The following is a 21695-nucleotide window of genomic DNA, read 5'->3' on the forward strand; positions in this document are numbered from 1 at the left end:
GCGGGCCTGCCCGACTCCGCGGGCGCGCCCGGGCGCTCAGACCTACCCGTCCCTCGGGACGAGCCCGGCGTCTTGGTCGCGTCCGACTTCACCGACGCACTCCGCGACTCGCCTGATGCACCCGGCTCGACCGAGGCGCCCGCCCCGGCTGACGCACTCGACTTGGCCGACGCACTCGCATCGGCCCGCGCCTGCGGCCTACCCGGTGTCGCCGACCCGCCCGGCTTCCCCGACGTACCCGGTGCATCCGGCGTACCCGGCGTGCTCGACGCACCCGGTGTCCCCGACCCGGTCGGAGTCCGTGGCGTGCTCGGCTTCGCCGATGCCCGGGGCGTTCCCCGGACCTCGGCCTTTCCCGACGCCTTGTCGTCAGCCGGCACTGCGCTCCGCCGCCTCGACCACGTTGACGAGCAGCTGGGCCCGGGTCATGGGGCCGACGCCGCCGGGGTTGGGGGAGATCCAGCCGGCGACCTCGGCGACACCGGGGTGCACATCGCCGACGATCTTGCCCTCGGCGGAGCGGGAGACACCGACGTCGAGAACGGCGGCGCCCGGCTTCACGTCCTCGGGGCGGACCAGGTGCGCGGAGCCGGCGGCGGCGACGATGATGTCGGCGCGCTTGAGGTGGGCGGCCAGATCACGCGTACCGGTGTGGCACTGCGTGACCGTCGCGTTCTCGCTGCGCCGGGTCAGCAGCAGCGGCATCGGGCGACCGATGGTCACACCACGGCCGACGACCACGACCTCGGCGCCCTTGATCTCCACGCCGTAGTGGCGGAGCAGGGTGAGGATGCCGTTCGGGGTGCAGGGCAGCGGGGCGGGCTCGTTCAGGACGAGGCGCCCGAGGTTCATCGGGTGGAGGCCGTCGGCGTCCTTGTCGGGGTCCATCAGTTCGAGGATGCGGTTCTCGTCGATGCCCCGGGGAAGGGGCAGCTGGACGATGTAGCCGGTGCAGGCGGGGTCCTCGTTGAGCTCCCGCACCACCGCCTCGATCTCTTCCTGGGTGGCGGTCGCGGGCAGTTCGCGCTGGATGGAGGCGATGCCGACCTGCGCGCAGTCGCGGTGCTTGCCGGCGACGTACTTCTGGCTGCCGGGGTCTTCCCCGACGAGGATCGTGCCGAGGCCGGGCGTGACGCCCTTCTCCTTCAGCGCCGCCACGCGGGCGGTCAGATCGGACTTGATCGCGGCTGCGGTGGCCTTGCCATCGAGAATCTGGGCGGTCATGGGCCCAATCTTCGCGGATGACGGGCTCCCGGTTCCAATCCGGCCGCCCCTCGGACACCCACGGCCGGTCCGCCGCCTGGTACGCCGCCGGTCCGTCGCCGTTCCGCCGCCTTGTCAGCCGCCGGTCCGTCGCCAGGTCAGCCGACTGATCGGATGATCGGTCGACCGCTCGATCAACTGATCGATCGGCCGACGAAGCGCAGGCGTTCGCAGAGGATTCGCGGGGGGCGCGAGGGGGGTTCGCGGAGGGCCCGCACACGCTCCAGCGGAAGCCCTCGGCGAGGGCGTCCCGCCATGCCCCGACCGCCCCGCCACCCCCTGTCCGACAAGATCGGATGTGTTGCACTTGCACAACGTCCCCGGAATCCGGCTGGACATCCGAGCGGGCATATAAAACGATTGGGGCACAGTGCCGCGGGCACTGCCGGGGGGCGTGACCACAACAGAGCAGGGCATTCCTCCGACCCGTGCCGCGCGTCCCCGCACAAGGCAACGGAGGAGACCCGCCATGAGCTTCGGTGACCCGAACAACCCCTACGGCCAGCCCCAGCAGCAGCCGTCCCCGGGCTACGGCTACCCGCAGCAGAACCAGCCCCAGCAGCCCGGCTACGGCTACCCGACCGCCCCGCCGGTCTCGCAGGGGTACGGCGGCGGGTACCCGGGCGGCGCGCCCACCACCATGCCCAGCACGGTCAGCGCGGCCCGTGTGATGCTCTGGGTCATCGCCGGTCTCCAGGTGATCGGCATACTGCTGTACGCGATCGGCGCGGTGGCCATCAGCGCGGCGAGCGACAGCGCCGAGGACCCGGCGCTGAAGGACGCGCTCGGTAACGTCCCGGTCGGCATGATGTGGGCGATCTCCGTGTTCGCCGTGGGCTGGCTCGTCTACGCGATCATGCTCGCGGTGAAGTTCAAGAGCGGCGGCAACGGCGTACGCGTCGCCGCGCTGGTCTTCGGCATCATCACCGCCGTCCTGAGCATCTACCCGTTCTTCCTGATCGGTCTGGTCCACCTGGTGCTGGGCATCCTGATAGCCGTCTTCGCCGGCAACGCCAACGGCAAGGCGTGGTTCAACCGCCCGCGCTACTGAGCCGCCGAGCCCACGAAGGGCCGTACCCCGTCCGAGGGGTACGGCCCTTCGGCGCTTCCGGAGACACGGGACACCGGAGACCGGAGACACCGGAGACACCGGAGACACCGCCAGACGTACGGCTGCGGCTTCCCGGCGGTCAGAACGGGCAGGCCCCGTCGGTCGGGCGAGGTGAGAGTGAGCGCACCTGGTTCGGTCCCGTCCGGGTCTGGCCGGGGCGGAGCACATGGCTGGGAGTACCGGTCACGCAGTAGTCGACGGTCGTGCTGTTGGTGACCTCGCCGACCGCCACGGGAGAGGCGAAGAAGACGCTCGATCCCTGCGCCAGCCGGTAGGTGCGGCCCGCGCCGTTCGGCACCTCGGACATGCAGACGAACCCCCGGGGACAGGGCACGGCGGCCGTGCTCCCCGCGGCGGCGGTGTCGGTGGCGGTCGCCACGCCGGTCATCCCCGTACCGAGGACGACGGCGAGCACTCCGCCGACGGCCGCTGTCCGACGTATCCGGCCCGACCTGTTGCGCATGAGAAACCCCCTGAGACCCGTGCGAGTGGGCTGACCTCTCGAGCCTCGCAGCGGAACGGGCGCCTCTGTACCGGGGTATCGGCCATTCCTCATGCCCCGCCTCGTGCGCACCGGCGGCACCGGCCGCACCGGGACCAAGGACGGGCGGGGCCGAGAACGGGCGAGTCCGAGAACAGGCGGGTCCGAGAACAGGCGAGTCCGAGAACGCGCGGGGGCGCGCCGCGTCGAGCGGCGCGCCCCTTCTGCTCCGCCGTCCGGCGGTCCGTGTCCGGGTCAGTGTCCGTGTCAGTGGAAGAAGTGCCGCGTCCCCGTGAAGTACATGGTGACGCCCGCCTTCTGCGCGGCCTCGACGACCAGTTCGTCGCGGACCGAGCCGCCGGGCTGCACGACGGCCTTGACGCCGGCCTCGGTGAGGATCTCCAGCCCGTCCGGGAACGGGAAGAAGGCGTCGGAGGCGGCGTACGAGCCCTGTGCCCGCTCGGCGCCGGCCCGCTCGACGGCGAGCTTCGCGGAGTCCACACGGTTGACCTGGCCCATGCCGACGCCGACCGAGGCGCCGTCCTTGGCGAGGAGGATCGCGTTGGACTTGACCGCGCGGCAGGCCCGCCACGCGAAGGCCAGCTCCGCCAGTTCCTCGGCGGAGAGGGCCTCGCCGGTCGCGAGCGTCCAGTTCGCCGGGTCGTCGCCGTCGGCCTGGAGCCGGTCCGTCACCTGGAGGAGGGCACCGCCGTCGATCGGCTTGACCTCGGCGGGGTGGGAGGGCGCGGCCGGGGCCTTCAGCACGCGGATGTTCTTCTTCTTGGCGAGGGCGTCGAGGGCGCCCTCCTCGTAGTCCGGCGCGACGATGACCTCGGTGAAGATCTCGGCGACCTGCTCGGCCATTTCCTTGCTCACCGGCCGGTTGACGGCGATGACGCCTCCGAACGCGGACAGCGGGTCGCAGGCGTGCGCCTTGCGGTGCGCCTCGGCGACGTCCGCGCCGATCGCGATGCCACAGGGGTTGGCGTGCTTGATGATCGCGACGCAGGGCTCGTCGTGGTCGTACGCGGCACGGCGGGCGGCGTCCGTGTCCGTGTAGTTGTTGTACGACATCTCCTTGCCGTGCAGCTGCTCGGCCTCGGCGAGACCGCTGCCGGTGCCGTCGACGTAGAGGGCCGCGGGCTGGTGCGGGTTCTCGCCGTAGCGCAGGGTGCTCTTGCGCTCCAGGGCCGCGGCGATGAACTCGGGGAACGGCGAGTCGTCGGCGGGCGCGTAGGCCGAGGCGAACCAGGAGGAGACGGCGATGTCGTACTCGGCGGTGTGGCGGAACGCCTCGGCGGCCAGCCGCTTGCGGGCGGCGAGGTCGAAGCCGCCGTCCTTGACGGCCGTCAGGACGTCCGCGTACCGGGCGGGGCTGGTGACCACCGCGACCGACGGGTGGTTCTTGGCGGCCGCGCGCACCATCGACGGGCCGCCGATGTCGATCTGCTCCACGCACTCGTCCGGGGTGGCGCCGGAGGCGACGGTCTCGCGGAACGGGTACAGGTTCACGACGACCAGGTCGAACGGCTCCACGCCCAGCTCGGCGAGCTGGCGCCGGTGGTCCTCCAGACGGAGGTCGGCGAGGATGCCCGCGTGCACCTTGGGGTGCAGCGTCTTGACGCGGCCGTCCAGGCACTCGGGGAAGCCGGTCAGCTCCTCGACCTTGGTGACGGGGACACCGGCGCCGGCGATGCGCCCGGCGGTCGACCCGGTGGAGACGAGCTCCACGCCCGCCTCGTGCAGGCCACGGGCGAGCTCCTCGAGCCCGGTCTTGTCGTAGACGCTGACGAGCGCGCGACGGATGGCCCGCCTGCCGCTCTCGGCCGTGACAGTGCTGTCGGCGGTCACTGGATAACTACCTTTCGTCCCTCAATGCGATAGCCGTTGCGGGCGAGCCGCCCCACGACATCGACGAGCAGCCTTCGCTCGACTTCCTTGATGCGCTCGTGCAGAGCGCTCTCGTCGTCCTCGTCCCGGACCTCCACCACGCCCTGGGCGATGATCGGTCCGGTGTCGACGCCGTCGTCGACGAAGTGGACGGTGCAACCGGTGACCCTGGCGCCGTACGCGAGCGCGTCACGCACACCGTGGGCTCCGGGAAAACTGGGCAGGAGGGCGGGGTGCGTGTTCACGAACCGCCCGCCGAACCGGGCGAGGAACTCCTTGCCCACGATCTTCATGAACCCTGCGGAGACGACCAGATCCGGCTCGTACGCGGCGACGGCCTCGGCGAGCGCCGCGTCCCACTCCTCACGGGTGCCGTGGTCCTTGACGCGGCAGACGAACGTCGGCAGCCCGGCGCGCTCGGCCCGGGCGAGCCCTTCGATGCCGCCGCGGTCGGCCCCGACGGCCACGATCTCGGCGCCGTAGGCCTCGACGCCGGTCTCGGCGATGGCGTCGAGCAGCGCCTGGAGGTTGGTGCCGGATCCGGATACCAGCACGACGAGGCGCTTGGCCACGGGCTTGGCGGCCACGGTGGGACCCTTTCTGCGGTTCTGGTCCCGTGCGGGTGCGCACGGGCTCCTGGGGGCCGCTCCACGGTCATGCGGAGCGATCCGGCCCGCCGGGACCGTACTTGTACATTCATACGAATGCTTTACGTCCCCCCATACGGGGAAGTCTACGAACCGGCCGACCGGCAGCAACGATACCGGCACACCCGGCGGCCCCCGTGGGACGGGGGCGTGGCCGGAAGGTAGCGTCTGCGAGGAGCGGGCCCGGGAAGGCGGTCGGGAACGCGGCCGGTGCGCGGGGCGTTCACGAAGTGACAGCTCATGCCGTACCAGCCGAGTCCACCGCCGGACCCGACACGCTCAGCACCGTGTTCAGCCGACGCCGCCGACGCCGCCGACATTGACCTGTTCACCGCTGGGTCCACCGCCGTATCACCGCCGAATCGACAACCGACGCGGCTGCCGATCCGACTGCCGCTCGACAGTCGATCCGCCAGCCGTACCGACAGCCGTACCGACAGCCGTATCACCAAGGGGAAGACGCACTCCTGATGCCGGACCGCAGCCTCCGCCTTCCTTCGCTCCTGCTGCGCGAGCGGAGCTCCTCTCCCACGCCTCCGCGCGAGAGCGAGGACGCCGCCGAGCGGCCCGGGCAGCCGGGGTCGTCTGGGTCCGGTGGTTCCTCCGGATCCGCGGGCTCCTCAGGTTCCTCCGGTTCCTCCGGTTCCTCCGGTTCCTCCGGTTCCTCCGAGGACAATCCGTTCGCGCCGCCTCCGGAGGGTGCGCCCGATCGGCCGTGGCAGCCTCGGCGGCCCGCGGGCGGCCAGGGTTCCGACGGCGGTCACGGCGGGGGTCACGGCGGGGGTGGTCACTCGCCGTGGGGCAGTCAGTGGAGCGACCGGCAGCCCGGCCGCTCCACCGGTGGGCATTTCGGTGAACGTCCCGGTGGGCAGGGCCAGGGCGGTCCCGGTGGTCCCGGCGGTCCGGGTCAGGGCCAGGAGGGCGGTCCGGGCGCCGGAATGCGCTGGGACCCGACGGACCCCGCCCAGCGTCGCGCGCGGTACGCGCTGCTCTCCGGGATGTGGGCCTTCTTCTTCGCCCTCTTCGCCTGGCCGTACGTGGCTCTGCTGCTCGGCTCGCTGGCCCTGTACTGGGCGATCAGCGCCTTGCGCGCCAAGCCGCGGACGCCGGACCCCGACGCTCCGGCCCGCCCCGAGGTGAGCGGCCGCCCCCAGCGGACGGCGGCCATCAGCGGCCTCGTGACGGCCTCCCTCGCCCTGACCGTCGTGATCGCCACGTTCACGACCCAGTTCGTGTACCGGGACTACTACACCTGCGTGAACGACGCCCTCACCACAGCCTCCGAGAAGTCCTGCAAGGAGCTCCTCCCGGAGGGCCCGGTACGGGACATGCTGGGCAGCGCGCAGCAGTAGGCGGTGGACAGCGGGGCGAACGGCGGTGAGGGCGGGGATCAGGAGGCTTGGTCGGGTGCCTTCGCCGTCGTCGGCTCGCCGGGGCCGAGAGGTCGGTCCGGGTGATCCGACACCTCGGTACGGTCCCCGGCACCCCCTTCGTGGAGGGGCCGGTCCGAAGCGCGGTCCGGGTGAGCCTCGGCCGTGGAGACCAGGGCGGCCAACGGCAGGTCCGCGAAGCGCTCCCGCGGTGCCGCCGCGTCCAACGCCGCCTCCAACTCCCGCGGAAACACGGCCGGCACCGCCGAACCCGGCCCCGCATCCACCACCCCTCGCTTCCGCTCCGCCCCGCCCGGCCTCCTCATCGACCGCGCCGCCTCCGCACGTACCTCCTTGCGCCGGAACAGACCACCTCTCCTTCCGGTCCTTCCGGTCCGCTCCGCCACGCGACCTTCCGCAGCGGGCCGCCGCACGGTCGTCATGACCGGGCCCGCATCCCCGTCCACGCCCGAGGGCTTCCCGTGTGCGCGGGCGCGCCACCCGCGTGACGAGAGGGCGACGGGCAGGGCGACGGTGGCCACCCAGGCGCCGGCCGCTCCGCCGGTCTGCCACCAGAGGGGGCCGACGTGGCTGAGCGCGGCCACTCCGAGGGGGCCGCTGGCGAGGACGGTCAGCAGGGCTACGGCAACGGCGCACAGGGCGGCGGCGACGAGGGCGGCAGCCGCGGTACGGCGCACGGACCACGGAGCGCCCCGTTCGGCCGCGGCTCGCGCCCCCGTGAACCACCCCACGGTCGCCCCGGCGGCCAGCGGCACCACCCCCACCGCCCAGGTCAGCGCCGTACCGCCCGTCGGCACCGCCGCCAGCAACGGGAACGGCGGCAGCAGAGCGGTCGGCGCCGTCGCCGACAGGGGCGCCACGACGTACCCGGCGCCCAGGACGAACCCGGGGCCCAGCGCATAGGCCGCCGCCCACACCGCCGCGTTCGGCAGCAGGGCCGCACAGAGCATCAGTACGGCGAAACGACCCGACCAACCCTCCGTGAGCTGCGGGAACGACGCGCGGACCGCGTCACCGTGCCCCACCAGGGACACCGCGACGAGCAGCGCCCCGCCGCCGACCAGCGCCAGCGCCCCGGCTCCGGCGGCCCTCCCTGCGGCGGCCAGCACCTGCCGTCGGCCTTCCGTCTCCAGCGCGCCACCGAGGGGCGCGGGCAGGGGCAGCAGGGGGCGCCCGTGTGCCGCCCACACCCCTGTGCCCGCCGCGAGCGCCGCCAGCGCCGGTACGCACACCACCGCCCACCACCACGAGGGCCGCAGCGCACCACCCGACGCGTACAGCGTGACCACCCCGCCGACGGCCGTGTAGCCCGCGACGAGCCCGGCCCAGGTCGCACGCGCGGCGGCACCGACGCCGTCCCCCGCATGGTCGCGGGCGGAGCGGTGCAGCAGGACCAGCGGCAGGGCGAGCAGCAGGAGCGGGACGAGCCCGACGGGGGCGGGGTCGCCGGAGAGCGTGTCCGTCCGGATCAGTTCCACGCCGTGGGACAGCAGCCACAGGGCCGCCGCCACGTGCAGGGCCCCGCCGGGCCCGCTGTCCGGATACGGCGAGCTGATCCACAGCACCATCACCAGCGCCGCGAACGCCCCGAGGCCGAGCCCCGCCGCGAGGATTCCGCCCAGCATCCCGGTGACGAGTTCGGACGACCGGCGGCGGGTCCGGCCGAGCGACGGCGACAGCGCGGACAGCGGCGGCGGGCCGGCCGGGGAGGGCGGGGGCGGCGCCGACCGGCCGTGTGGGGAGGGGTGGTCCGAGGGGGTGGACGGGTCGTTCGGGTCGGTCACGTGCGTCACGTCCGCCATGCTCCCAACGACACGCGCTTTACCCGGGTAACAGGGGATTCGCGCACGTGTCGCCCACTATGTGCTTATGTGCTTGCTCGTACGCGGAACGGTTCTCCCTATGCAGCGGAGGCCAGGGAGGGCGAGGGCGGCCCGCCAGGGTTTCCGGCAGGGTTCCGCACCACGCGAGTGCCACCGATGACCGAGACGCAGGCGCCCACCGAAGCCGAAGCCACGTGTGCCGCCGGCGTCGCGAGTGAGACCGCGAGTGACGCCGGCGTCGCGGGTGAGACCGCGGGTGACGCCGGCGTCGCGGGTGAGACCGCGGGTGAGACCGGGTGTGACGCCGGCTCCGCCGGTGAGGTCGAGTGGTATCAGCAGCCGCTCTCCACGGACGCCGAGGCCGCCGCCGATCCGGCGCTCGCGCCCCCGCCGCTGACGCCCGCACAGGCTTTCGACGCCCTCTACTCGTACTGCGCCCCCACCCTCGTACAGCAGACGTATCTGCTCACCGGGAGTCTTCGGCAGGCCCGCGACGCGGTCGAGCGGGCCTTTCAGCAGGCTTGGCAGCGTTGGCCGGAGGTGGCCGTGGACCGGGACCCGGCCGGGTGGCTGCGGGCGGTGGCCCACGACTGCGCCCTCTCGCCCTGGCACCGGCTGCGTCACCGCCTCCCCGTCCCCTTCCGCGGCCCGGAGTCGGAGCCGGAGCCGGAGCCGGAGCCGGGGCCGGGGCCGGCACCCACGTCGGCGCCGACGGATCCGACCGGTCGCGCCCTTCTCGCCGAACTCCAGAGACTGCGGCCCCCGTACCGGCGCGCCCTCGTCCTCTACGACGGTGTGGGCCTGGACCTGCCGGAAACGGCCGCCGAGACGGAGGCGAGCACCCCGGCGACGGCGGGACGTGTGCAGTACGCGCGCGCGGTCGTCACCGCGTACCTCCCGGAACCGACGACGCCCGAGGAACTGCATCGGCTGCTGAATGAGCTGGCGGCGGACGTCCGACCCCGGCCCACACTGCCGATCGTCCTGCGCACCAGGGCCGATCTGCGGGCCCGGCGCTGGATCCACGCCGCCGTCGTCTTCGCCAGCGTGCTCCTCACCACCACCGCCCTGACCCTCCGCACGGCCCCCGACCACTACGAACCCCCGGTCCCCCCGGGCGACCCCGTGAGCGGCGTCCCCCCTCAGGTGGTCCCAGGCCCCCTCTCCCACAAACAGCTCAAGCTGCGGTCCAAGCTCAGAGCGGCGACGGCCGCGGGGCCCGAACGCCTGCACCCGGAGGCCAGGTGAGGCCGGCCCCGAGTCGGTCGTGGACAACGCGACGGGCCCGTACCCCACGGTGGGGTACGGGCCCGCTCGACGTTCAGCCGGAGCGAGTGCTCAGCACTCAGCACTCAAGCACTCAGCGTTCAGCCGCCGAGGATCTCGCGCGCCAGCTTGGCCGTCTCGGTCGGGGTCTTGCCGACCTTGACGCCGGCGGCCTCGAGGGCCTCCTTCTTCGCGGCGGCCGTACCGGAGGAACCGGAGACGATGGCGCCGGCGTGGCCCATGGTCTTGCCCTCGGGCGCGGTGAAGCCCGCGACGTAGCCGACGACCGGCTTCTTCACGTTCGCCTTGATGAAGTCGGCGGCACGCTCCTCGGCGTCGCCACCGATCTCACCGATCATCACGATGAGGTCGGTGTCGGGGTCGGCCTCGAACGCGGCGAGCGCGTCGATGTGCGTGGTGCCGATGACCGGGTCGCCACCGATGCCGACGGCCGACGAGAAGCCGATGTCACGGAGCTCGTACATCATCTGGTACGTCAGCGTGCCGGACTTCGAGACGAGACCGATGCGGCCCGGCTTGGTGATGTCACCGGGGATGATGCCGGCGTTCGACTGACCGGGGGTGATCAGACCGGGGCAGTTGGGACCGATGATGCGGGTCTTGTTGCCCTTCTCGACCGCGTACGCGTAGAACGCGGCGGAGTCGTGCACCGCGATGCCCTCGGTGATGACGACCGCGAGGGGGATCTCCGCGTCGATGGCCTCGACGACGGCGGCCTTGGCGAAGGCCGGCGGCACGAAGAGGACGGATACGTTCGCGCCCGTCTTCTCGATCGCCTCGGCGACGGTGCCGAAGACCGGGATCTCGGTGCCGTCGACATCGACGCTCGTGCCCGCCTTGCGGGGGTTCACGCCACCGACGATGTTCGTGCCGTCGGCCAGCATGAGCTTGGTGTGCTTCATGCCCGTGGCACCGGTCATGCCCTGGACGATGACCTTGCTGTCCTTGTTGAGGAAGATAGCCATGGCTGTGTGTCCTCGTCCCTTACTTCGCAGCCGCGAGCTCGGCGGCCTTGTCGGCCGCGCCGTCCATGGTGTCCACGCGCTGGACCAGCGGGTGGTTGGCGTCGGAGAGGATCTTGCGACCCAGCTCGGCGTTGTTGCCGTCGAGACGGACGACGAGGGGCTTGGTGACTTCCTCGCCCTTGTCCTTCAGGAGCTGCAGCGCCTGCACGATGCCGTTGGCGACCTCGTCGCACGCGGTGATGCCGCCGAAGACGTTGACGAAGACGGACTTGACGTCCGGGTCGCCGAGGATGATCTCCAGGCCGTTCGCCATGACGGCGGCGGAGGCGCCACCGCCGATGTCGAGGAAGTTGGCGGGCTTGACGCCACCGTGGTTCTCACCGGCGTACGCGACGACGTCCAGGGTGCTCATGACGAGACCCGCGCCGTTGCCGATGATGCCGACCTCGCCGTCGAGCTTGACGTAATTGAGGCCCTTCTCCTTGGCCGCGGCCTCCAGCGGGTTGGCCGACGCCTTGTCCTGGAGCTCCTCGTGCGAGGGCTGGCGGAACTCGGCGTTCTCGTCCAGGGAGACCTTGCCGTCGAGGGCGATGACATCGCCGGAGGCGACCTTCGCCAGCGGGTTGACCTCGACGAGGAGCGCGTCCTCGGCGACGAAGGTCTTCCACAGGGTGACGAGGATGTCGGCGACCTTGTCGGCGACCTCGGCCGGGAACTTCGCGTCCGCGACGATCCGGCGGGCGACCTCGGGGGTCACACCCTCGTTGGCGTCGATCGGGGTCTTGGCGACGGCCTCGGGGCGGGTGACCGCCACCTCCTCGATCTCCATGCCGCCCTCGACGGAGGCGATGGAGAGGAAGGTGCGGTTGGTGCGGTCGAGGAGGAAGGAGACGTAGTACTCCTCGACGATCTCCGGGGCGGTCTCGGCGATCATGACCTTGTGGACCGTGTGGCCCTTGATGTCCATGCCGAGGATGTCCGTCGAACGGGCGACGGCCTCGTCCGGGGTGGCGGCGAGCTTCACGCCGCCGGCCTTGCCTCGACCACCGACCTTCACCTGAGCCTTGACGACCGACTTGCCGCCCAGCCGCTCGGTGATCTCGCGCGCCGCCTCAGGCGTGTCGATGACTTCACCGGCCAGCACCGGTACACCGTGCTTGGCGAAGAGGTCCCTCGCCTGGTACTCGAACAGGTCCACGCGCTTCCGTCCCTATCAGTGATCGCGGTTCGTTGGATGCGTGGGCGTGCCGCGAAGGGCAACGTGACGTCCGCCGAGAGTCACAAGGGAGGCGCACACGGTGTCCGAGCGCGCGGCATGTCCGTCTCGCAGGTTATCTCTGCTTCCGGGAGCCCTCTAAATCGCGCGTCACACCTGAGCGGTGATACCTGTCACATGATGCCGCGCTCACTGGCACGGCGTGCCGGATGTGAGCCGCATGTGCCCCGGATCGCGGGGCCTCACCGGGCTGGGGTACGCCCGGTGAGGCCCCTTTCCGGGCCCTTCCTCGACTCGGGGAAGGGCCCGCGCGGCGGGTGATCGTCTCCCCTATGAGGACCACCCGCTCCTCTCCGCCGGTATCCACCCGAACCCGACCGACGGCTTTCGGCCGTCCGGGACTCCACCGGCGGAGAGCAGCACTGGAGCAGCGCTACGGGCCGGACGCGTTCACCCGGCCCTCCCGCGCACCGGCCGAACGGCACGATGCACGGGGCACGGTCACAGGCCGCGCGGGATGTAGCCCGGCGCCGTCGAGTCGGCGAGGGCCTCGACGCCGGTGACGGCGTTGCCGGCGAGCGGCGTGCCGGTCGCCCGGACGGTCCCGGTGACGTCCTCGGCGAACGGGGCGACCTGCCCGGCGACCGGACCGACCTCACCCGCGACACCGTGCGCGAAGGGGCTGACGTCATGTGCGACGCCGGACGCGAAGGGTGCGACACCGTCGGTCACGCCGTGCGCGAAGGGCGTCACGTCGTCCGTGACGCCGTACGCGAAGGGGGTGACGTCATGTGCGACGCCGGACGCGAGGGGGGTGACGTCGTGCGCGGCGCCGTACGCGACGGGAGTGGCGTCATGCGCGACGCCGTACACGAAGGGCGTGGCGTCGCCCGCCACACCGCCGGCCAGGCCGGTCGCGCTCCCGGCGACACCGTCGCCCACGGGGCGGACGAAGCCGACGACCGCGTCCGCGACCGGCTGTACGGCGCCGACCGTGCCGTCCGCGAAACGCTGCGCGGCGCCGACCGTGCCCTCGGCGAACGGATGCGTGGCGTCGACCGTGCCCTCGGCGAACGGGTACGCGGCGTCGACCGTGCCGTCCACGAACGGCCTGGCCTCCTCCGCGACCAGCTGACCCGCGAACGGCGCCGCGTCCTCGGTGACCAGCCGCCCGGCGAAGACAGCCGCGCTGTCGATGACCTGCTGCTTCGCGAAGGTGGCCGCGTCGTGCGTGACCACCTGCTCCGCGAAGGGTGCGATCTGCTCCCCGACCAGGCCCGTCGCCAGCGGAACCGCCCCGCCGACGACACCCTCCGCGAACGGCGTCACGTCCCCGGCGACCCCGTACGCCACCCCGCCGGCATCCCGGACCGCCTGCCCGGCGACGGGCAGCACACCGTCCACGGCGGTGCCCACGACCGGCGGAAGCACCGCGTCGGTCGTGCCGTCGACGGCGTACGCGGCGACACCGGACGCGTACGGCGGTACGTCGGACACGACATGCCCGGCGAGCGCGGACCCGTCACCCGCGACCCCGTGCCCGAGCCCGTGGGCACCGGCCAGCGCCTGGTCGGCGAGTGCGCCGGTATCGGCGAGGGTTCCCCGCGCCACGGCGGTGGCGTGGGCGACCGTGCCGTGCGCCAGGTTCGTGGTGTCGGCGACCGTGCCGTGCGCCACGGCCGTGGCGTGGGTGGTGGTCGTGCCGGTCAGCGTCGTGACGTCGTCGGCGGCGCGGCCCGCCACCGGGGTCACACCGTCGACGGCGGTACCGACGACCGGGGGCGTGACGGCGGTGACCGTCTCGTCGACGACCGGGGTGACCGTGTGGGTGACGGCTGCGGGGACGCCCTCGACGGTTCCGGTGGCGGTGCCACGGGCACCCGCGACCGTGCCGACCACCGTCGTGCGGACGGCTCCGACCCTGCCCGTGATGTGGGCCGGGACCGCGGCGACCGCGGACTGGGCGGCGTTCGTGGTGGCGGTGACCTGCGACTGGGCGTGGCCGATCGGCGCCGTGAGGCGGGTCCGGGCGCCGTCGGCGGTGCCGTGGGCCGTGGTGCGGGCGGCGGCCGCCGTACGGTCCGCGCCGGTGGTCACGGCAACCACCTTCTGCCGTGCCGTGCCACGGGCGACGTTGCCGGTGAGGCCGGTGCTGCCCTGGAGCCGGGTCTGAGCGGCGGCGAGCGCCTGCTCCAGTTCGGGGGCGAAGGCGGCGAGCGGACCGAAGAGGTAGTCGATCTCGTCGCCGGGGTGGTGGAGGTCGGCGGTGGTGGCCCGAGCGGTGCCGACGCCGGACTCCGCGGTCGCGGTGGTCGCTGCGACGCGGCCCGAAGCCTTGCCCGCGGTGTGCGGGACCGCGCCGTCGACGTAGCGGCGCGCCTGGTCTGCGGCCCCGGCGGGCGCAACGTGCGTGACGGCGGCGGTCCTCTCCGCCTGCGCGGAGAGGTGGCCGGTGACGGCCCCCGCCTTGTCGCCTGCCTGGGGCTTCACGCCGGCCGTGGTGTCGGCGACCGTCCCGGTCACGCCGCTGACCTCGTCGGACGAGGTGACGTCCGAGACGGCGCCGGTGGCCCCGGAGAGGGCGCCGTCCACTGTGCCGGTGACCGTGCCCAGAGTGTCCGTGACCGTGCCGCCGGAGCTGCTGTCGGCGGCGTCCGTGTCGGCGGTGTCCACGCTCACGTCGGGCACGGTGAGCGTCGACGTGTGCAGTTCGTCCGCGCCGGCGGCGGTGGAGCCGAGCGCCCAGGCGCCGGTGACACCGGCGGCTATGACGATGGAGCGGCGGATGTTCTTGTTCATGCGTGCGTCAGTTCCTTCGGGATTCCGAGTCGTGGGAACCGGGTGGGAACCGCGACCGGTGCCGCCGCTTTCGTTGCGGTCCCGTGAGGGGGGACCGGCGGCTGAACACCCGGCGTCGTCGCCTCCGTCGCTGTGACGGGGCCGCGGTACCGGTTCCGAGGGGTTTCGTCCGGGCCTCCGCGCAAGGGAGGGACGTTCCGGACGGAGGGCGGAGCTGTCACGCCCCCGCTCGACGAGTGCGGCGGGGGAGGACGGCCTGCCCTACCCGGGGAACTCGGGGATGTCCCGGTGCCGGTCCCGGGTCCCGTCCGCGACATCGGCCGCGGTGGCGCCGGGCGCGAGACTCAGCGGCGCCCGGTGAGGAGAAGTGACGGCGTGGGGCTCGGCGTGACGCGGCCCGCCGTTGTCGACCGCGGAGCGACCACCAAGAGCACCCGTGGGTACACCGCCAGGGGTCTGCGGCTCGACCGTTCGCCCGACATGCTCGGCCCCCCTACCCGCACCACGGTGGGGCGCCGCCACGGCGGCCACGTCACCGTCCTCGGCGAACGGTCCGTGCGCGACACGAACGGGACCGGCGTGCCGCTCACGACCGCCGTCCACATCGTGGCCTGCCTCGTCGGGCCACACCCCGCCCGGCTCCCGAGGCGTCACCTCGACGGGCAACGTCTCCCCCGGCAACGCGGGCCACGCAGGCACGCCGGGCAACCCGGGCAGCCCAGGCACGTCCAACTCAGGCGCGTCCGGCCACTCAGGGACCCCCGGCCATCCGGAGCCCTCGGGCCACGACGGCATCTGAGCCCCCGGCGGGAACGACGACTCGTCCCCCAGCCCCCCGGTCACGGCCTCCACGACATCCCCGACCGGCCGCAACACATCCTCAGTGACGGGCCGCAGGGCCTCGTCAACGACCGGATCCGGATGCACGACGTCCCGGCCACCCGGCCGCACGACGTGCTGCGCCACGGGCCGCACCGCAACTCGCGTGACCGGCCGCACCACTTCGCGAGCGACGGGCCGCACCACTTCCCGCGTGACCGGCCGCACCACTTCCCGCGTGACTGGCGGCACCGCATCCGGCGTGACCGGCCGCACCGCATCCCGTGTGGTCGACTCGGCGATCTGCCCGCCCGCCGACGTCACCGCGTCATCGATCGCGCCGGTGGTCTCGGCGGGCCCCGTGTCCCCAGGGCGCGTATCGGGGGCGCTCATGCCGACCTCGGCCGAAGTCGTCACCCCTTCCGCCGCGTTCGCGCGTCCCCCGCAGAGAATCCCGAGGACGAACAGTCCACCGACCACGAGCAGCAGCCGCACCGCACGGCGCCCGGTGGCTCCGCGCAACACGCGCGGGGCGGCACCGGCACCGGGGAGTGCGGCTGCTGAAGTCAAGACGGGGAGGTTCCTCCCGTGCGGCGGTACTACGGGGCACAGGGTGGAGATACGAACACCCGTGTGAAGGCTGTGAAGCGCTGCCGATCCTCGCACGGACCGCCCGCCGTCGCGCAAGCCCCACGTCACCGATGCACTGTCATGTCCGCTTTTCCACCTCCCCTGTCCGGTTCCCCGTCTAGGCACTGTCCGGTATCGGCAACGGCCGCTTCTCGATCGCCGCCGCCATCACCTCCGGGAACAGGTCGGGCGTGCAGGCGAACGCCGGTGCGCCGAGGGCGGAGAGGGCCGCCGCGTGCTCCCGGTCGTACGCAGGCGCACCCTCGTCGGAGAGCGCGAGCAGCGTCACGAACTGCACCCCGGACGCCTTCATCGCCGCCACCCGCTTCAGCATCTCGTTGCGGATCCCACCCTCGTAGAGGTCGCTGATCAGCACGACCACCGTCTCCGCGGGCCGGGTGATCTGCGACTGGCAGTACGCGAGGGCCCGGTTGATGTCCGTGCCGCCGCCGAGCTGGGTGCCGAAGAGGACGTCGACGGGATCGTCGAGCTGGTCGGTGAGGTCGACGACCGCCGTGTCGAAGACGACAAGCCGGGTGCTGATGGAACGCATCGACGCGAGCACCGCCCCGAACACGGACGCGTAGACGACCGACGCCGCCATCGACCCCGACTGGTCGATGCAGAGGATGACCTCCTTCTTCACCGACTGCGAGGCCCGCCCGTACCCGATGAGCCGCTCCGGCACGACCGTGCGGTACTCGGGCAGGTAGTTCTTCAGGTTGGCCGCGATCGTGCGGTTCCAGTCGATGTCGTGGTGGCGCGGCCGGCTGACACGGGCGCTGCGGTCGAGCGCACCGGTGAGGGTGGCCCGGGTGCGGGTCGCGAGCCGCTTCTCCAGGTCCTCGACGACCTTCCGCACGACGGCCCGCGCCGTCTCCTTCGTCGTCTCCGGCATGGCCTTGTTGAGGGAGAGCAGGGTGCCGACGAGGTGGACGTCGGCCTCCACCGCCTCCAGCATCTCCGGCTCCAGCAGCAGCGTGGACAGCCCGAGGCGGTCGATCGCGTCGCGCTGCATGACCTGGACGACGGAGGAGGGGAAGTACGTCCGGATGTCCCCGAGCCACCGCGCCACCGACGGCGCCGACGCCCCGAGCCCCGCCGAACGGTCCCTCCCCGTCTGCGGCTTGTCCCCCTTGCCGTACAGCGCGGTCAGTGCCTGGTCCATCGCCGCGTCCCGGCCGCCGAGCGCGCACCCGGTGCCGTCGGCCGAGTCCCCGCCGAGCACCAGCCGCCAACGCCGCAACCGTTCGTCGGCCGCATCCCCACGCGCGCCCTCCACGGAACCCCGTGCGCCCTCCACGGCCCCCTTCGTCCGCTTCACCGGCCCCTTCGCCCCCTCCACGGCCCCCATCACCTCGTCCGCGGCCCCCCTCACCTCGTCCGCGACGCTCTTCGGCCCGTCCGCGATCCCCTGCCCCGTCATCCGCGCACCCCCGTACGAGGCCGGGCCCAGAGCGGCATCACCGGCACTGTCGTCGTCGGCCGGTCATCCGACCGGGGTCCCTGCGCGTGGCCGTCCCCGGTGGCCACCACTTCCGCGGCCCGCCCCGTCCGCCCCAGTCCGTCCGTCGTCATCCCGCCACCCCCGCAAGGTCGTTGTCGTCGATGTGGGCCCGGTCGTCGTCCAGGCCCAGCAGCAGCCGCACCACCGGCAGCACGGCGTCCGCGCGGTCGTGGTCGAGGTCGGCCGCGAAGCCCGGTGCGCCGGATCCGCCGGCTGCCACCGCGCTGCCCCGCCCGGGTCCGCGCCGCACCAGCTCGCCGAGCGTCCTGCGCACTCCCGGCTCGTACGCCGAGAACGTCCGCCGCAGCAGCGGCAGTACGTCCGTGAACGCGTCCCCCGGTACCCCGGTCAGCCAGGTGTCCACCAGCCCGAGGAGCCGTTCGTCGTGGACCAGCAGCATGCCGCCGCCCGAGCCGCCGCCGACGAACCCCTCGATCCATGCCGCCGCGTCGGCCGGAGCCGTGCCCGGGGACAGGACGAGCCCCATGAGCCGGGCCGCCTCGTCCTGCGCCAACTCCCCGTCGTCCAGCAGGAGGCGGACGGCCCGGCCCCGGATGACGCCCGGCACGGTGTCCCGTCCGGAGAGCACCCGCAGGACGGAGTGCCAGCGGACCCGCAGGTCACCGCGTCCGGCGCCTACGGTGTCGCCCAGCAGCCCCACTGCTCCGTGCACGGCGTCCACATGGCCGCGCATCTCCTGTGCCGCCTCCACGTCGAGCGCGGCGCAGGCCGGCGGCAGTCCGACGAAGATCCGCTCGGCGAGCCCGGCGGCGACCTCCGTGAGCGCCCGGGTGTCGGTGGCGCGGACGTCGCCGTAGCGCAGGGAACGGACCAGGGCCGGGAGCGCCTGCGCGAGGTGGGCGACGTCGGCGTCGAGGGCGGCCCGGTCCGCGAGGACCCGCATCACCACGGGCAGCGCGTCGGTCAGTTCGGCCAGCAGGCAGTGCTCGGCGAGCGCGGTGATGTCGGCGAGCGACCGGGCGGAGACGGCGTCCGCCTCGGCCTTCGCGGTCGCCGCCGCGAGCACCGTGGTCCCCCACACCCCGGCCTCGGCGACCCGCACGGCGAGCTCCGGCTCCCAGCGCAGCCGCCAGGTCTCCCGGAACGTCCCCGTGCTGCTCCGCGACACGGTGGGCTCGCCCCAGGCGACGCCCAGCAGCCGCAGCCGGTGCAGGAGGCGGCTGCGCTCGGCGTCGTTCTCCTTGCGCAGGTCGAGTTCCAGTTCCCGTTCCAGCGCCTCCGGCTTGAGCCGCAGTCGCCGCTGGAGCCGTGCCAGGTCCCGCTGGAGCGGCACGGCCGGAGCCGCCTCGGGCACCTCCCCCAGCACATCCCCGACCACCAGCCGGTCGCGCACCAGGGACAGCGGCACGTCCGAGCCCTCGCACATCACGGCCCGTACGGCGTCGGTGGTTTCGGTGAGGCCCGGCAGGGGGCGCCCGCGCATCGCGGCGAGCGTCTCGGCCAGCCGCACCGCCTCGATGACGTGCGCGGAGGACACGATGCGGTCCTCCTCGCGCAGCAGGCCGGCCACCTTGGTCAGCCATCGCTCCACGGGACGGTCGGGCGCGCCGAACAGGTGCCCGTACCAGCCCGGTGAGTCGATCCCCGCCCCGTAGCCGCTGGCCCGGGCCAGCCGCCGGTGCGTCCACGGCACCCAGGTCATGTCCGCCTTGACCTTGGGCAGCCCCTTGAGCAGGGCACGGTCGGCGACCATGGTCCGCTTCTCCCGCAGCGCGGGCACGTGCCAGGCGCCGCACACGACGGCCACCTCGTCGTCCCCGAACTCCTTCTGCGCGGCCCGCATCTGCAAGCGCATGTACGCCTCGCGCACGGTGTCGCGGTCGTGCCCGCCGGTCACCTCCATCTCGCGGAGCACGCCCATGGCCTCCTCCAGCGCGGCGAACGGCGCGAACGTGTCCCCGCCCGTGCCCCGGTGCTCGACCACGTCCTCCCACCAGCGCTCCGGATCGTCGTAACCGGCGGCTTCCGCGAGCGCGGCCAGAGGATCGACCCGAACCGTGTCCACCGCGGACCCCGCGCCGCCGTCCCCGGCGTTCTCGTCGGCCGCCTCGCCGGCGCCTTCCCCGGTCCGCTCCCCTTCCGCTTCCGCTTCCGCTTCCGCTTCCGCTTCCGCTTCCGCTTCCGGGATGGTCTCCCCCTGCGCCTGCTGGGCCGGTTCCTCCGCCGTGGAGGTCGGTCCTTCCGGCTCGGCCGCCGCGGCGCCCTCCCTACCCCAGGCCAGCGTGTGGGTCGCCGGCAGGTCGATGAAGCGGGCGGGGACCTCGTGCTCCAGGGCCCAGCGGATGGCCACCCACTCGGGGGAGAACTCGGCGAGGGGCCAGAACGCGGAGCGGCCGGGCTCGTCGACCGCGTGGGCGAGGAGGGCGACCGGGGGCCGCATGTCCTCGTCGGCGGCGAGCGGGATGAGGGTGTCCGCCTCCGGTGGCCCCTCGATCAGCACGACCCGGGGCCGGGCCGCCTCCAGCGCGGCCCGCACCGCCCGCGCCGATCCGGGCCCGTGGTGCCGTACACCGAGGAGCAGTGGCCCGGAGCCGGACGGCCACGCGCTCTCCCGCCGCTCGTCCTGGGCCGTCACGCGCTCACCTCGCGGCAGGCGCGGTAGAAGTCGGTCCAGCCGTCGCGCTCGCGCACGACCGCCTCCAGGTACTCCTGCCAGATGACGCGGTCGGCGGCCGGGTCGCGGACGACGGCGCCGAGGATGCCCGCGGCCACGTCGGAGGGGCGCAGCACGCCGTCGCCGAAGTGGGCGGCGAGTGCGAGCCCGTTGGTGACGACGGAGATCGCCTCGGCGGTGGAGAGCGTGCCGCTGGGCGACTTCAGCTTCGTACGGCCGTCGGTGGTGACGCCGTCGCGCAGCTCGCGGAAGACGGTGACGACGCGGCGGATCTCGTCGATGCCGTCGGGCGCGGTCGGCAGGTCGAGGGAGCGGCCGATCTGGTCGACGCGGCGCGAGACGATCTCGACCTCGGCGTCGGCGCTCTCCGGCAGCGGCAGTACGACGGTGTTGAAGCGGCGGCGGAGGGCGCTGGACAGGTCGTTGACCCCGCGGTCGCGGTCGTTCGCCGTGGCGATGAGGTTGAAGCCGCGCACGGCCTGCACTTCCTGCCCCAACTCCGGGATGGGCAGTGTCTTCTCGGACAGGATCGTGATCAGCGTGTCCTGGACGTCCGCCGGGATACGGGTCAGTTCCTCGACGCGGGCGGTCATGCCCTCGGCCATGGCGCGCATGACGGGGCTGGGCACGAGGGCGTCGCGGCTCGGGCCGTGGGCGAGGAGCTGGGCGTAGTTCCAGCCGTAGCGGATGGCCTCCTCCGGGGTGCCGGCGGTGCCCTGCACGAGGAGGGTCGAGTCGCCGCTGACGGCCGCCGCGAGGTGTTCGGAGACCCAGGTCTTGGCGGTGCCGGGCACACCGAGCAGAAGCAGGGCTCGGTCGGTGGCGAGGGTGGTGACGGCGACCTCGACGATGCGGCGCGGGCCGACGTACTTCGGTGTGATCACCGTGCCGTCCGGGAGCGTCCCGCCGAGGAGATACGTGGCGACCGCCCACGGCGACAGCTTCCAGCGGACCGGGCGGGGCCGGTCGTCCTGGGCCGCGAGCGCGGCAAGTTCTCCGGCGAAGGCGTGCTCGGCGTGCGGGCGCAGTTCCTCGCCGCCCGCGGGCGCGCCCTGTACGCGCGCATCCGTGTGCGCGTTCGCGGGCGCGGACTGGTCGTGGCTCGGGTCGACAGTGGTCGTTTCTACGGACGCAGGCATGGCTGAGTCCCCCTCCAGCTCGGCCGGTTCGGATCTGCTGACCACGATGCACCACGCCACTGACAATCCAGTCTGACCTGCGGAAATCCATT

General features: G+C 73.1%; 15 protein-coding genes. 3 read left to right on the forward strand and 12 right to left on the reverse strand.

All coding sequences use genetic code 11. The features are described 5' to 3' along the window. Positions 1 to 369 precede the first annotated feature (369 nt). Entirely contained in the window at positions 370 to 1224 is an 855-nt protein-coding gene (locus tag M8J73_RS16675) for a bifunctional methylenetetrahydrofolate dehydrogenase/methenyltetrahydrofolate cyclohydrolase (RefSeq protein WP_055521975.1), read from the reverse strand. Between the two features lie 508 nt (positions 1225 to 1732). Here M8J73_RS16675 and M8J73_RS16680 point away from each other — a divergent pair. Continuing rightward, the gene (locus M8J73_RS16680) at positions 1733 to 2314 is read left to right on the forward strand and encodes a hypothetical protein (protein WP_055537135.1); all 582 of its coding nucleotides are present in this window, start codon (positions 1733 to 1735) and stop codon (positions 2312 to 2314) included. Between the two features lie 139 nt (positions 2315 to 2453). Here the strand turns inward: M8J73_RS16680 and M8J73_RS16685 are convergent, their stop codons facing one another. The 3 genes from M8J73_RS16685 to purN all read right to left on the reverse strand — a co-directional run bounded on the left by M8J73_RS16685 (position 2454) and on the right by purN (position 5332). After that, positions 2454 to 2837: a hypothetical protein gene (locus M8J73_RS16685; RefSeq protein WP_079054668.1), complete on the reverse strand. Its 384-nt coding sequence runs from the start codon at positions 2835 to 2837 to the stop codon at positions 2454 to 2456. Between the two features lie 285 nt (positions 2838 to 3122). Then, entirely contained in the window at positions 3123 to 4706 is a 1584-nt protein-coding gene (gene purH, locus M8J73_RS16690; protein ID WP_249828761.1) for a bifunctional phosphoribosylaminoimidazolecarboxamide formyltransferase/IMP cyclohydrolase, read from the reverse strand. Continuing rightward, positions 4703 to 5332 carry a phosphoribosylglycinamide formyltransferase gene (purN, locus tag M8J73_RS16695; RefSeq protein WP_055541668.1) on the reverse strand — a complete coding sequence of 210 codons (630 nt, stop codon included), beginning with the start codon at positions 5330 to 5332 and terminating at the stop codon, positions 4703 to 4705. The genes purH and purN overlap by 4 nt, the downstream gene beginning before the upstream one ends. Positions 5333 to 5862: 530 nt before the next feature. Here purN and M8J73_RS16700 point away from each other — a divergent pair. Continuing rightward, complete coding sequence (locus M8J73_RS16700; RefSeq protein ID WP_055541667.1) at positions 5863 to 6744, forward strand: hypothetical protein; 882 nt, start codon at positions 5863 to 5865, stop codon at positions 6742 to 6744. Between the two features lie 38 nt (positions 6745 to 6782). On the opposite strand, the gene M8J73_RS16705 is transcribed toward M8J73_RS16700, so the two are convergent. Next, positions 6783 to 8576, reverse strand: coding sequence for a cell division protein PerM (locus M8J73_RS16705; protein ID WP_372503959.1), 1794 nt, complete (start codon positions 8574 to 8576; stop codon positions 6783 to 6785). Between the two features lie 186 nt (positions 8577 to 8762). Between M8J73_RS16705 and M8J73_RS16710 the strand changes: the two genes are divergently transcribed. Then, the gene (locus tag M8J73_RS16710; RefSeq protein WP_249828762.1) at positions 8763 to 9854 is read left to right on the forward strand and encodes an RNA polymerase sigma factor; all 1092 of its coding nucleotides are present in this window, start codon (positions 8763 to 8765) and stop codon (positions 9852 to 9854) included. Between the two features lie 119 nt (positions 9855 to 9973). Here the strand turns inward: M8J73_RS16710 and sucD are convergent, their stop codons facing one another. The 7 genes from sucD to M8J73_RS16745 form a co-directional block, all read right to left on the reverse strand. Beyond that, positions 9974 to 10858, reverse strand: coding sequence for a succinate--CoA ligase subunit alpha (sucD, locus tag M8J73_RS16715; RefSeq protein ID WP_055542035.1), 885 nt, complete (start codon positions 10856 to 10858; stop codon positions 9974 to 9976). A 19-nt stretch (positions 10859 to 10877) separates the two neighbouring features. Further along, positions 10878 to 12056, reverse strand: a complete 1179-nt coding sequence (gene sucC, locus M8J73_RS16720; RefSeq protein WP_055542036.1) for an ADP-forming succinate--CoA ligase subunit beta — start codon at positions 12054 to 12056, stop codon at positions 10878 to 10880. A gap of 519 nt (positions 12057 to 12575) precedes the next feature. Then, positions 12576 to 14873 carry a hypothetical protein gene (locus tag M8J73_RS16725; RefSeq protein WP_055542037.1) on the reverse strand — a complete coding sequence of 766 codons (2298 nt, stop codon included), beginning with the start codon at positions 14871 to 14873 and terminating at the stop codon, positions 12576 to 12578. A 261-nt stretch (positions 14874 to 15134) separates the two neighbouring features. After that, entirely contained in the window at positions 15135 to 16187 is a 1053-nt protein-coding gene (locus M8J73_RS16730; protein WP_055542038.1) for a hypothetical protein, read from the reverse strand. 253 nt (positions 16188 to 16440) lie between these two features. Then, the gene (locus tag M8J73_RS16735) at positions 16441 to 17676 is read right to left on the reverse strand and encodes a vWA domain-containing protein (protein ID WP_372503960.1); all 1236 of its coding nucleotides are present in this window, start codon (positions 17674 to 17676) and stop codon (positions 16441 to 16443) included. 220 nt (positions 17677 to 17896) lie between these two features. Next, positions 17897 to 20425 (reverse strand): DUF5682 family protein, encoded by a 2529-nt coding sequence (locus M8J73_RS16740; protein ID WP_249828763.1) that lies wholly within the window; start codon positions 20423 to 20425, stop codon positions 17897 to 17899. Then, positions 20422 to 21603, reverse strand: a complete 1182-nt coding sequence (locus M8J73_RS16745) for an ATP-binding protein (protein WP_055541325.1) — start codon at positions 21601 to 21603, stop codon at positions 20422 to 20424. Before M8J73_RS16745 ends, M8J73_RS16740 begins: the two co-directional genes overlap by 4 nt. Positions 21604 to 21695 lie beyond the last annotated feature (92 nt).

The organism is Streptomyces neyagawaensis, assembly GCF_023516595.1.
In the GTDB taxonomy this organism is placed as follows: domain Bacteria; phylum Actinomycetota; class Actinomycetes; order Streptomycetales; family Streptomycetaceae; genus Streptomyces; species Streptomyces neyagawaensis.

Excerpts from the sequence above, each read along its gene's own strand:
- M8J73_RS16675 (WP_055521975.1), bottom strand. The coding sequence starts at position 1,224 with ATGACCGCCCAGATTCTCGATGGCAAGGCCACCGCAGCCGCGATCAAG.
- M8J73_RS16680 (WP_055537135.1), top strand. The coding sequence starts at position 1,733 with ATGAGCTTCGGTGACCCGAACAACCCCTACGGCCAGCCCCAGCAGCAG.
- M8J73_RS16685 (WP_079054668.1), bottom strand. The coding sequence starts at position 2,837 with ATGCGCAACAGGTCGGGCCGGATACGTCGGACAGCGGCCGTCGGCGGA.
- M8J73_RS16700 (WP_055541667.1), top strand. The coding sequence starts at position 5,863 with ATGCCGGACCGCAGCCTCCGCCTTCCTTCGCTCCTGCTGCGCGAGCGG.
- M8J73_RS16710 (WP_249828762.1), top strand. The coding sequence starts at position 8,763 with ATGACCGAGACGCAGGCGCCCACCGAAGCCGAAGCCACGTGTGCCGCC.
- sucD (WP_055542035.1), bottom strand. The coding sequence starts at position 10,858 with ATGGCTATCTTCCTCAACAAGGACAGCAAGGTCATCGTCCAGGGCATG.
- M8J73_RS16725 (WP_055542037.1), bottom strand. The coding sequence starts at position 14,873 with ATGAACAAGAACATCCGCCGCTCCATCGTCATAGCCGCCGGTGTCACC.
- M8J73_RS16735 (WP_372503960.1), bottom strand. The coding sequence starts at position 17,676 with ATGGGGGCCGTGGAGGGGGCGAAGGGGCCGGTGAAGCGGACGAAGGGG.
- M8J73_RS16745 (WP_055541325.1), bottom strand. The coding sequence starts at position 21,603 with ATGCCTGCGTCCGTAGAAACGACCACTGTCGACCCGAGCCACGACCAG.